The organism is Maribacter algicola, from assembly GCF_003933245.1.
Taxonomy (GTDB): Bacteria; Bacteroidota; Bacteroidia; order Flavobacteriales; family Flavobacteriaceae; genus Maribacter; species Maribacter algicola.
This window is the reverse complement of record NZ_QUSX01000001.1, coordinates 1,773,422-1,785,014: the sequence shown is the minus strand read 5'-3', so window position 1 is coordinate 1,785,014 and position 11,593 is coordinate 1,773,422. Positions and strand designations below refer to the sequence as shown.

Here is an 11,593-nt window from a genome sequence, read left to right as displayed (position 1 = left end):
TTACGGTTTTTCGGATATTTATAAAAACTTTGTAGATGTCCTCCGCAAAAAGACTTTCAAGAGCCTATTCCAACGCAAAATATATTCCGTTCGATGATACTTCAAAGTTCATCCTTTTTAGTGATTGCCACCGAGGGGACAATAGTTTTGCCGATGACTTCGCCAATAACAGGAATATCTATTTCCATGCCTTGAACCACTATTACAATCAAGGTTTTGACTATTGCGAGTTGGGCGATGGGGACGAACTTTGGGAAAATATGTATTTTGAGTCCATCTTTGAGGCCCATAAAAATGTATACCAACTTTTACGAAAGTTCCATTTGGAAAAAAGACTACACATGATATGGGGAAACCATGACATGGTCTATAAGGATAAGGCCTACGTGGACAAGCATCTTTCCAGTTACTTTGAGCCCATCGATAATACGGACAAGGAGTTATTTGAAGGCATTACCTACAACGAAGCCCTTGTTTTAAAACATACGCAAACACAGCAGGAATTGTTTCTCACCCATGGCCATCAAGCGGATTGGTGGAACTATACCTTTTGGAGGTGGGGCAGATTTTTGGTACGTGTACTTTGGAAACCCTTACAAGTATGGGGCATTGCAGATCCCACAAGTCCGGCCAAGAATTTTAAGGAGTTGATAAAGTTGGAGCGAAGGATAAAACGTTGGATACTTAACAACAACCTCCTTATTACCATTGTAGGCCACACCCATAGACCCAGATTTCCGGAGCCTGGAGACATCCCATTTTTTAACGATGGTAGTTGTGTCCACCCAAGAAGTATTACGGGAATTGAAATTGAAAACGGACAAATTTCCCTTATAAAATGGCAAATTGATACCACTTTGGACGGAACACTTAAAGTTGTAAGGTTACTGCTTGAAGGACCGCAAAAGTTAGTGGACTATATGAAAAAACAGTAATTGTGGAACTGGACACGCTTATTGAAAACATTCCCTTACGTCATAATCTTATTTCCACAATAATGTTTTTGGGAGTGGCCCAAAGCTTCTTCCTATCAATTGTACTCCTTCTTAGGTCCAACAACAATATTGGCCTAAGATGGTTAGGATTTTCCATTTTGGCTACCGCACTTATTTTTTTGGATGTTTATGTTTGCTATACAGGTCTTATTAAATATGTGCTGTTCCTAAACGATTCCACAGAGGCCTTCGTTTTAATTATAGGACCAACACTTTACCTGGCCATTTACTGCTTTTTGAAACGTGAGAATGTTGCTTTCAAAAAACATTGGTGGCATTTCATTCTACCAATTGTATATTTTTTATCGCAGATTCCATTTTATACTGCCCCTATATCAGTGAAATACAACGCCTATATTGGCGCATATTATTCGAAGTTTCCCAGCGCCAAAATACCGGAATCCTTTGACTATAGCTATCATTATATAAAGGATATTTTTGATTGGTTGATACTTTTCACATTTCTATTTTATGCCGTCATATCCTTAAAAATGGTTTGGGAAGAAAAATCTAGATTAACTGAAATTGGGGTACAGAATAAATCCAGTAAGTATATTTTCACACGAAATACGGTTATTGTTCTTTTTTTACTACTGGTATTTATTTTTTCAATTTTCTATTCATTTGATGACGATGGCGGGGATCATTACCTGGGTATTTTCAACAGCTGCCTTGCCTTTTTAACTACCTATGTATTAGTATCGGAATCCCGGTTTTTTGAAAAATCTTGGGTTGCGGACAAGTATGAAACCATTGGCCAGTCTAAATCAAACCTAAATCTTACAAGTATCGAATCCTACGTAGATGAAAACAAATATTTTCTTCTCCAAGATGCTTCACTAAACGATTTGGCCACTATTCTAAAAGTTCATCCAAACCATATATCAAAAATTATAAATCAAGGGAAACATTCCAATTTCAACGATTTTATAAATCAGAAGAGAATAGTCTTCTCCCAAGGGAAATTGATAGACCCCGGCTTTTCCAATTTGACCATAGAGGCCATAGGAGCATTGGCGGGTTTTAAGTCGAAATCCGCGTTTTATTCTGCATTTAAAAAGTACACAGGCACTTCACCATCCGCATATATAAAGTCTTTTTCTCCAAAATTGTAATTCAGGACAGTAAGAGTACCCTAAAAATTTGTCCGTTCTAAGGTCAGGTCGATATTTGCCGAAAAAGTAAATCATGGAGACCACAATTAGGAGATACGATTTGGACTGGTTACGGGTCATTGTATTCGCATTGCTTATTTTTTATCATGTAGGAATGTTTTTTGTTCCTTGGGGATGGCATATCAAAAACAACGTAATTTACGATTGGTTAAAGTGGCCCATGCTATTTTTAAACCAATGGCGATTGCCCATATTGTTTGTTATATCCGGCATGGGTACCTACTATGCATTTTCTAAAAGAAATCTTGGTCAGTTCAGGTGGGAACGAATTAGAAGATTAGGGATTCCTCTTATATTTGGGATGATGTTCATTGTGCCTCCTCAAGTTTACATAGAACGATTGGCCAATCACCAATTTTCAGGATCTTATCTAGACTATTTTACCTCGGTTGCCTTTAAGGGTGTATATCCAGAAGGCAACATAAGCTGGCACCACTTATGGTTCCTTCCTTATTTGCTTGTTTTCTCCCTCTTGTTGGGGCCTTTGTTCGTTTACCTAAGAAATAACCAAAACCCTTTTAGCGATTGGATCAATAGAATCATTGGCAAACCTTTTGGCATTTATTGGTTTGTTGTGCCGCTCTATCTATTGGAAGCACTGGTAGAACCATTTTTTGACATAACCCATGCATTGATAGACGACTGGTTTAACTTTAGCTTTAGTTTGGTCTTGTTTTTTTATGGCTTTCTTCTGATTTCTACCGGAGATATATTTTGGAAAGTTGTGGAGGATTTAAAATCCAAAGCTATTTTAATAGGTGTTTTCACCTTTCTTAGTCAAGTTTTCATTTGGGTATTTCTGGAAGACGGATATGTGGTCCATTTTACCGAAGCATTGCTTAAAGTAGTGAATATATGGTCATGGATCTTGGTGCTTTTTGGGTTTGCGGCAAAACATTTAAACCATAAAAGTCTCTCTCTTTCATATGCCAATAGGGCCGTGTATCCCTTTTACATCCTTCACCAAACAGTCACCGTTGTTTTGGCTTACTTCTTAATGGACCTTTCTTGGGGGCTATTTCCAAAGGCATCACTTCTTGTTTTGGGAACTTTTGGATTTAGCTGGTTGATATATCATTTCTTAATTCTAAAAATTCCGTTATTACAGCCGTTCTTTGGTTTAAAAAAGAAACGATAGAAATAATCTAAACTCTATTCGCCATTGTCTTCAAAGCAATTATAAATGCATCAAGTTCCTCGGTGGTCGTATAAATATTCGGGGTAATCCTACAGCCCTGAACATTGGCATAATCAATCGCCACGGTAAATATGTTGAATTCCTCCAATAAGCTTTTGGCCAAGTCTGCCGGTTTCATGTGCGCTATACCCACATTGGCAATACCACAGCTTCGGTGTGGTTCTACAGGGGTATTTACCACAATGTGTTCCACGTTTCGGACCGCATCGCTCCAATACCTTTGCAAATAACGGAGTCGGTCTTCCTTTCTTTTAAGTCCGATATTTTCCAAATAATCAATGGCATCATCTATGGCCAAATCCGTATGCACGGGCAAAGTGCCCGTATGGTTAAGCCTTCTGATTTCGGGCACGTCATCCGTATGGTCCGCGAAAAGGGGCCAAATCTTGGCGATGTGTTTTTTTGCAACGAACAATATGCCACTGCCCAAAGGGACACTTAGCCATTTGTGAAGGCTACTGCCATAATAATCACACCCAAGTTCCGCGATATTCACATCGATATGTCCAACACAATGGGCCCCATCCACCATAACCTCCACCCCATGGTAATGGGCCATATCACAAATTTTTTTAATAGGAAGAATTTGCCCTGTGATGTTTACCATGTGGCAGACCATCAACAGTTTCGTCCTCTTGGTTATTTGGGACTCATATAAGGAAACGATTTCTTCATCCGAAGCTGGATGATTGGGAAGGGAAATCACCTTATTGACGACACCATATTTTTTTGCCACCAAACCAAACTGGTCCTTCATAGCCCCATAATCCTGTTGTGCAAAGATGGCCTCGTCATTCTTTTCCCAGGGATAACCTCCAATAATCATGTCCAAGGATTCTGTGGTATTTCGTGTAATAATAAGTTCCTCCGGAGAGGATCCTACCAATTTTGCCAAGCGGTCCCTAACCTTATCCTTGTTTTCCCATTGCACGGTGCGCATGTAATACGAAGCTTCATAGTTCACCATTTGAATATGCTTCATATACTTCTCCATAGTGGGTTTTGGAATGAAGTTGTAGTACCCGTTTTCCAAATTGATGTAATCCGGTTTCAGGTCATAATCCTCACGAATACGTTCCCAGAAAGCATCCTCATTTTGGGGATAGGGGCTTTGGGATTGCTGCAAAGCATCATGGGGCATTCCCAAAAACGGGGAAAAAAGGGCGGCACCTCCCAATTGCTTTATAAAATCTCTTTTGTTCATCAGGATAGGGTCTTTTCTTAAAAGTATTAAAAAAAGAGCACTTGCATTTTACAAACCTTAAAAATTACGGATAGGTCAGGACATTTCTACTTTTTAAGGAAAATGGAATCGGCATGGGAGCGGTACCTTCCTCCTAAAAAATTATCTTATATTCGGGTTTACAAACCAATCCAATAACAACCCATGCCTCTTGTCATCGTAGTCCTTGGAATACTTCTTTTGTTCCTTTTGGTCGCAAAATTTAAACTCAATGGATTTATATCCTTTGTTTTGGTATCCCTATTTGTTGGAATAGCCGAAGGCATGGAACCCATTACAGTTGTTAGTTCCATACAAAAAGGAATTGGGAACATTCTTGGTTTTCTTGTATTGATTTTAGGGCTTGGAGCCATGCTTGGAAAGTTGGTCGCAGAAAGTGGGGCCGCACAACGGATTACAACCAAATTGGTGGAGAAATTTGGAAAAAAGAGTATTCAATGGGCTGTAGTTCTCACAGGATTTATTGTGGGCATACCCATGTTCTACTCCGTTGGTTTCGTAATTTTGGTCCCACTGGTCTTTACCATTGCCGCGGCCACTGGCCTACCACTGCTTTATGTGGGATTGCCCATGCTGGCGTCCCTTTCGGTGACCCATGGATATTTACCTCCGCATCCCGCCCCAACCGCTATTGCCGCAACCTTTAATGCGGATATCGGTAAAACCTTGTTTTATGGTATCATTGTAGCCATTCCGGCCATTATCGTGGCAGGTCCCTTTCTTTCAAGAACAATGATGAATATCAAGGCTTCGCCCTTAAAGGAATTGATGAACCCTACCATCCTTAAAGATGAGGAAATGCCGGGAACGGGTATTAGCATATTTACCGCCTTACTCCCCGTAATATTAATGGCCATTGCGGCACTTGCCGCTCTTTTTCTCCCTGTTGATTCCATCCTTAGGTCCATTTTGGTTTTTTGTGGGGACCCTGTGATGGCCATGCTTCTATCCGTACTTGTAGCCATTTATACCTTAGGTTTGGCGCGTGGTAAATCAATGAAGGAAGTTATGGATACCGTAGGCGATGCTGTCAAAGGAATTACCATGGTCTTATTGATCATTGCCGGTGCCGGGGCCTTAAAACAGGTCTTAATCGATAGTGGCGTGAGCGAGTACATTGGTGAGGCCCTTAGCGGGTCTGCCATTTCCCCCTTGGTTTTGGCATGGTTGATATCAACGATCATAAGGGTTTGTGTGGGGTCTGCCACCGTTGCCGGATTAACAGCCGCAGGAATTGTTTTACCGCTGATAGAAGGAACAGGGACAAGTGCGGAACTCATGGTCTTGGCCATAGGATCAGGGAGCCTCATGCTATCGCATGTCAATGACAGTGGGTTTTGGCTGTTCAAAGAGTACTTTAACCTCTCTATTAAGGATACCTTAAAATCGTGGACAGTAATGGAAACCACCGTAGGAGTTATGGGATTGATCGGCGTTTTGATATTAAATCAGTTTATATAAATATTGTTCAATGAGCATATCCAAAAGAATTGGGGAGCTAGGCTTGGAATTGCCTCCGGCTCCCCCACCAGCGGGTCTATACCGACCTATTTTGATAGTAGATAATTTTCTGTATGTATCCGGTCAAGGCCCGGTTTTAAAAGACGGTTCTCTCTACAAGGGACGGGTTGGGGATGACCTAGACCTTGCTGGAGGAAAACTAGGTGCCAGGCATGTGGGTTTGACCATGTTGTCAACCATCATCACTCATTTTGGTGAAATAGACCGTATTAAAAGGCTGGTAAAGACCTTGGGCATGGTCAATTGTACACCTGATTTCCATGACCACCCCTTGGTTATCAATGGTTTTAGCGAACTGATGGCCGATGTTCTTGGTGCAGAAAATGGTGTGGGCGTACGCAGTGCGGTGGGTATGATGCTTCCTGGAGGTATCGCCGTGGAAATCGAGGCAATGTTCGAACTTCACAAATAAACCCTTTTTAAGGGATGTGTTATTTTAATCTGAAGGCATATACGTAGATAGGCATATAACTATCTAAAAATAGAATCAATATAAATTAGGTGAAATTATGGAAGAAGAAAATTGGTTTCGGCTAAAGGATATTACTTCGGTCATTTCCCCATCCTTATTGGTTTATAGGGAAAGGGTCGTCCACAATATCGAGGAAATGATACGAATGGTTGGGGATACAAAAAAGCTTTGCCCCCATATCAAGACCCATAAATGTGCGGAAATCGTTCAGATGCAAATGAAACGGGGTATCAACAAGTTCAAATGTGCTAACATTGCCGAAGCCGAATTGCTAGGAAATTGCGGTGCTCCCCAAGTACTTTTGGCCATGCAGCCCGTGGGGGCCAATATAGCCCGATTCATAACCTTGATGAAAACCTTTCCCAATACGGAATTTTCGGCACTGACGGATACCCTGGCCATTGCAGACAAATTGGCAACATCGGGGAAAGAAAACGACCTGAAAATCAGCCTATATATCGATTTGAACGTGGGAATGAACCGAACGGGAATTGCCCCGGATGAAAAGGCCTTCCATTTATACAAACATATATCTGAAAATCCCCATTTGAATATTCTCGGCCTACATGTTTACGATGGTCATCTCAGAAATCCCGATTTTGATAGCAGAAAACAGGATTGCGATAAAGCCTTCGATTCGGTTTTGGAATTGAAAGAAAGAATTTTGGAAGCCAAGCTTCCAAACCCCATTATCATTGCCGGGGGGTCTCCAACTTTCCCAATCCATAGTAAAAGGGAAAACGTCATAGCCAGTCCGGGCACAACTCTTTTATGGGACGCAGGGTATGGAGGTCTTTTCCCAGAGATGAAGTTTCTCCCTGCCGCCGTATTGTTCACTAGGATTATCAGCAAACCCAAGCCCGGCATATTATGTTTTGACTTAGGACATAAATCCATTGCTCCTGAAATGCCCTTTCCAAGAGTGGAATTTTTAAGTCTGAAACATGATAAACAAATTAGCCAGTCCGAAGAGCATTTGGTGGTGGAGTATGATGACCTAAATGTCATGGAAGTGGGTACGGAACACTATGCCATCCCCAAACATATATGTCCCACCGTGGCCAAATACGACGAACTTCTGGTAGTGGACAGTGGGAAAATTACCGATGCATGGAAGGTAGCCGCCCGTAACCACAAAATCTCAATTTAACATGTTCATCCTGGATGCCCATTTAGATCTTTCTATGAACGCCATGGAATGGAACAGGGACTTAACCTGGTCCGTAAAAGCCATTAGGGAAAGTGAACAAGGAATGATGGACAAACCGGACCGCGGAAAAAACACGGTTTCCTTTGATGCCATGAGAAAGGGAAATATAGGTGTTTGTGTAGCCACGCAGATTGCCCGTTATGTAAAGCCAAATAATAATTTGCCCGGATGGAAATCCCCACACCAAGCATGGGCACAGACCCAAGGGCAATTGGCTTGGTATAGGGCCATGGAGAGTGCAGGTGAACTATTCCAAATCACAACAAAGAATCAATTTAACAATCACCTAAAAAGATGGAACGAGGACAATGTCAAAACACCAATTGGCTATATTCTTAGTTTAGAGGGTGCAGATTCCATTATCAACCTGGATTATCTTCATAAATCTTATGAAGAAGGTTTACGGGCCATAGGACCTGCCCATTACGGTCCTGGAACCTATGCCTTTGGAACCGATTCCGTAGGTGGTATTGGCCAAAAGGGTAGAGAACTGCTCAAGGAAATCCAAAAGCTGAAACTTATATTGGACGCTACCCATCTGTGCGACCAAAGTTTTTGGGAAACCATGGATGCGTATGAAGGGCCTATTTGGGCTAGCCATAATAACTGTCGGAAATTTGTTGATCATAACCGTCAATTTTCGGACGAACAAATCGAAGAACTTATCGCCCGAAAAGCGGTTATCGGCATGGCTTTGGATGCTTGGATGATGGTACCCAATTGGGTTCGCGGAAAGTCTACCCCGGAAAGCACTGGGGTTTCCTTGGAGCAAACCATACAGAACATTGATCATATCTGCCAATTATCCAGTAACTCCCTACATGTGGGAATTGGTACCGATTTGGATGGAGGCTTCGGGTTGGAGCAATCCCCAAAGGACATAGACACCATTGCCGATCTCCAAAAAATTCCTCCAATGCTTGAAAAAAGAGGATATACCAAGGAGGATATAAACAACATTATGTATGGTAACTTTGTACGGTTTCTTCAGCTTCACCTACCGGATTGAAATAGCAAATAGTACATTAGTCGAATTTAACACCCCATTAAGTCCCTGTGGCAGGGTATTTGTTATCTTTATTCCGATTATTGTTTCTTCATGATGAACAGACCGTTTTCATTGGCTATGGCCCTTTGCGTATTGGTATTTGGATGGATTCAGGCCCAAACAGACCTACCTACGCAAAAACCATTGAAAATTGATGCGGTCAATCCCATCGATAATTCGGGTAAGACCAATTCGGGTGCGGTCTTGAACATTCCATCGATGATAAAAGAACAGCCCAAATTGGATATGACCACAAGAAACCCTGTAAAAATGCTTCCGGACGAAGAGCTTGTGCAAGCTGGTACAGGGCTAAAAATTGACCCACGTATCGGACCGGGCGAACGTCTCAATGGTTCAGGGCAGTTTTTCCCCGATCAATATTTGGGTGACATAAAAAGTAACGGAAAATTTGTGGGAATTGTTTGTAGGGACCATGAATATGTGGATGGAGACCGGGTAAAAATATATGTAAACGATATGGTAGTGGAGCCCAATATGTTATTGACAGGAGCCTTTAAAGGTGTAAATGTCGATTTACAGCCTGGCTTCAACAAAATAGATTTTGAGGCACTTAACCATGGTTCCTCCGCACCCAATACGGCCCAAGTGGATGTGTATGATGAAAACGGGCAACTGCTCTACTCCAATAAGTGGTTATTATCTTCCGGTTCCAAGGCAACGCTGATTGTCACCAAGGATTAGGTTTTAATTTTCCCTCCTCTTAATTTTATCTTTATGGAGTATTTGGTAGAGCGTTCATCTTCTATTTAATATCTTTAAATATTTAAAATAATCTTCTTTAATGTCCAAAAATTATAACGTAGCTGTAGTTCAGCTCAATTTGAATAATACAGCCGATGAAAATCGGAAAAAATGTGTGGAATGGATCAAGAAGGCCGCCCATCAAGGAGCCGAAGTCATCTGTTTACCCGAATTATATAGTAGCCATTACTTTTGCCAAAGCGAAGACGTGGAAAATTTTAAGATTGCCGAACCTCTTGGCGATGTTTCCTTTACAGCATTCAGTGCCTTGGCCAAGGAATTGGGTGTGGTGATCATCGTTCCTTTTTTTGAAAAACGGATGTCCGGCATCTATCATAACAGTGCCTATATCATTGATACTGATGGAAGCCAAGCAGGCTTGTATCGTAAAATGCACATTCCGGATGACCCTCACTTTTATGAAAAATTTTACTTTACACCCGGAGACCTGGGTTTTCAATCCATAAGTACACAAAAGGGAAATATTGGTACGTTGATCTGTTGGGACCAATGGTATCCAGAAGCGGCCCGTTTAACCGCATTAAAGGGGGCCGAAGTTCTGTTCTACCCCACGGCAATTGGATGGCATCCTGCTGAAAAGGCCCAATATGGGGAAAACCAATACGGGGCATGGATGAACGTTATGAAAGGGCATGCGGTCGCGAATGGGATTTTTGTAGCGGCAGCCAACCGGATAGGTCTTGAAAAATATTTACCCGGCACAGATGGTATCGAGTTCTGGGGAAAATCCTTTATCTGTGGACCCCAAGGAGAAATCTTAGCATTGGCCTCACATGATAAGGAAGAAATCCTTATGGCCAAAGTGGATTTGTCCCTTCAGGAAAATGTGCGACAAAACTGGCCTTTCTTTAGGGACAGACGTATTGATGCCTTTGGAGATCTAACCAAAAGGGCTTTGGACTAGGTCTTATGGATAAAAGAAGATTTCCAGCGGAATGGGAGCGACAGAGAGGCGTCTTATTGTGCTTTCCCCACAATGGCAAGGATTGGCCTGGGAAGTATGAAGCCATTCAGTGGGCTTTTGTAGAGTTCATTAAAAAAGTTTCCCTTTTTGAAACGGTATTTTTAGTTGTTGCCCATCAATCCTTAAAGAAAAAAGTGTCCGACCTACTGCTCATGGCTTCGGTTGACCTTGATAGGGTTTCATTTATCATCCACAAAACCAACCGAAGTTGGATGCGCGACTCCGGACCTATTATCGTTAAGCATAATGGAAAATCGGAAGCGATAAATTTTAATTTCAACGGATGGGCCAAGTACAACAATTGGCAATTGGACAAACATGTGCCTGCCGTAGTTTCAGATTTTTTGAAAGTCCCGCTGACCCAAGCGACTTACAAGGGAAATAAAGTTATTTTGGAAGGTGGTGCCTTGGAAGTCAATGGAAAAGGTACCTTGATCACTACCGAAGAATGTCTTTTACATCCTTCGATTCAGGTTCGGAATGCAGGTTATACAAAAGACGATTATGAAGCTGTTTTCAAGGAATATTTAGGAGTAACCAATACGATTTGGTTGGGAGAAGGGGTCCAAGGGGACGACACCCACGGCCACATAGATGACCTTTGTCGGTTCGTGAAGGCCAACACAGTAGTAACTGTAGTGGAAACCGACCCGAAAAACAAGAACTACAAACCGCTTCAAGAGAATCTGAAAAGACTCCAAAAAGCAGTTTTGGAAGATGGCTCCCCTTTGAAGGTGGTGGAATTGCCCATGCCAAAAACCATCCTATTTGAAGGTTTGGAACTTCCGGCCAGTTACGCGAACTTTTTAATCATAAACGGTGCCGTATTGGTCCCTACGTTTAATGATTCCAATGACCGTATCGCACTGAACATTTTAGCGGAGTGCTTCCCCGATCGGGAAGTCATCGGTATCAACTGTATCGATTTAATCTGGGGCTTTGGGACATTGCACTGCTTAAGCCAACAAATACCGGAATAAATAG

At 41.9% G+C, this 11,593-nt stretch carries 11 protein-coding genes; 10 read left to right on the top strand and 1 reads right to left on the bottom strand.

Annotated elements, in window-relative coordinates:
- Positions 1-35: 35 nt before the first annotated feature.
- The 3 genes from DZC72_RS07585 (at position 36) to DZC72_RS07575 (ending at position 3,308) form a co-directional block, all read left to right on the top strand.
- The gene (locus DZC72_RS07585; RefSeq protein WP_125222234.1) at positions 36-935 is read left to right on the top strand and encodes a metallophosphoesterase family protein; all 900 of its coding nucleotides are present in this window, start codon (positions 36-38) and stop codon (positions 933-935) included.
- A gap of 2 nt (positions 936-937) precedes the next feature.
- Positions 938-2,110, top strand: a complete 1,173-nt coding sequence (locus DZC72_RS07580; protein ID WP_125222233.1) for a helix-turn-helix domain-containing protein — start codon at positions 938-940, stop codon at positions 2,108-2,110.
- Positions 2,111-2,183: 73 nt separating this feature from the next.
- Positions 2,184-3,308, top strand: coding sequence for an acyltransferase family protein (locus DZC72_RS07575; RefSeq protein ID WP_207891715.1), 1,125 nt, complete (start codon positions 2,184-2,186; stop codon positions 3,306-3,308).
- Positions 3,309-3,315: 7 nt separating this feature from the next.
- On the opposite strand, the gene DZC72_RS07570 is transcribed toward DZC72_RS07575, so the two are convergent.
- Positions 3,316-4,572: an aminotransferase class V-fold PLP-dependent enzyme gene (locus DZC72_RS07570; RefSeq protein WP_125222232.1), complete on the bottom strand. Its 1,257-nt coding sequence runs from the start codon at positions 4,570-4,572 to the stop codon at positions 3,316-3,318.
- A gap of 183 nt (positions 4,573-4,755) precedes the next feature.
- On the opposite strand from DZC72_RS07570, the gene DZC72_RS07565 reads away from it, so the two are divergent.
- From DZC72_RS07565 to DZC72_RS07535, 7 genes are all read left to right on the top strand, one after another.
- Positions 4,756-6,072 carry a gluconate:H+ symporter gene (locus tag DZC72_RS07565; RefSeq protein WP_125222231.1) on the top strand — a complete coding sequence of 439 codons (1,317 nt, stop codon included), beginning with the start codon at positions 4,756-4,758 and terminating at the stop codon, positions 6,070-6,072.
- Positions 6,073-6,082: 10 nt separating this feature from the next.
- Positions 6,083-6,544, top strand: a complete 462-nt coding sequence (locus tag DZC72_RS07560; protein WP_125222230.1) for a RidA family protein — start codon at positions 6,083-6,085, stop codon at positions 6,542-6,544.
- A gap of 97 nt (positions 6,545-6,641) precedes the next feature.
- Positions 6,642-7,754: a D-TA family PLP-dependent enzyme gene (locus DZC72_RS07555; protein ID WP_125222229.1), complete on the top strand. Its 1,113-nt coding sequence runs from the start codon at positions 6,642-6,644 to the stop codon at positions 7,752-7,754.
- A gap of 1 nt (position 7,755) precedes the next feature.
- Complete coding sequence (locus DZC72_RS07550; protein ID WP_125222228.1) at positions 7,756-8,823, top strand: dipeptidase; 1,068 nt, start codon at positions 7,756-7,758, stop codon at positions 8,821-8,823.
- A 90-nt stretch (positions 8,824-8,913) separates the two neighbouring features.
- Positions 8,914-9,564: a hypothetical protein gene (locus DZC72_RS07545; RefSeq protein WP_317127117.1), complete on the top strand. Its 651-nt coding sequence runs from the start codon at positions 8,914-8,916 to the stop codon at positions 9,562-9,564.
- A 100-nt stretch (positions 9,565-9,664) separates the two neighbouring features.
- Positions 9,665-10,549, top strand: a complete 885-nt coding sequence (locus tag DZC72_RS07540; protein WP_125222227.1) for a carbon-nitrogen hydrolase — start codon at positions 9,665-9,667, stop codon at positions 10,547-10,549.
- 5 nt (positions 10,550-10,554) lie between these two features.
- Positions 10,555-11,589 carry an agmatine deiminase family protein gene (locus DZC72_RS07535; protein ID WP_125222226.1) on the top strand — a complete coding sequence of 345 codons (1,035 nt, stop codon included), beginning with the start codon at positions 10,555-10,557 and terminating at the stop codon, positions 11,587-11,589.
- The last annotated feature ends 4 nt before the right edge of the window (positions 11,590-11,593 follow it).

Excerpts from the sequence above, each read along its gene's own strand:
- DZC72_RS07540 (WP_125222227.1), top strand. The coding sequence starts at position 9,665 with ATGTCCAAAAATTATAACGTAGCTGTAGTTCAGCTCAATTTGAATAAT.
- DZC72_RS07555 (WP_125222229.1), top strand. The coding sequence starts at position 6,642 with ATGGAAGAAGAAAATTGGTTTCGGCTAAAGGATATTACTTCGGTCATT.
- DZC72_RS07545 (WP_317127117.1), top strand. The coding sequence starts at position 8,914 with ATGATGAACAGACCGTTTTCATTGGCTATGGCCCTTTGCGTATTGGTA.
- DZC72_RS07535 (WP_125222226.1), top strand. The coding sequence starts at position 10,555 with ATGGATAAAAGAAGATTTCCAGCGGAATGGGAGCGACAGAGAGGCGTC.
- DZC72_RS07575 (WP_207891715.1), top strand. The coding sequence starts at position 2,184 with ATGGAGACCACAATTAGGAGATACGATTTGGACTGGTTACGGGTCATT.
- DZC72_RS07570 (WP_125222232.1), bottom strand. The coding sequence starts at position 4,572 with ATGAACAAAAGAGATTTTATAAAGCAATTGGGAGGTGCCGCCCTTTTT.
- DZC72_RS07550 (WP_125222228.1), top strand. The coding sequence starts at position 7,756 with ATGTTCATCCTGGATGCCCATTTAGATCTTTCTATGAACGCCATGGAA.
- DZC72_RS07585 (WP_125222234.1), top strand. The coding sequence starts at position 36 with ATGTCCTCCGCAAAAAGACTTTCAAGAGCCTATTCCAACGCAAAATAT.
- DZC72_RS07565 (WP_125222231.1), top strand. The coding sequence starts at position 4,756 with ATGCCTCTTGTCATCGTAGTCCTTGGAATACTTCTTTTGTTCCTTTTG.
- DZC72_RS07560 (WP_125222230.1), top strand. The coding sequence starts at position 6,083 with ATGAGCATATCCAAAAGAATTGGGGAGCTAGGCTTGGAATTGCCTCCG.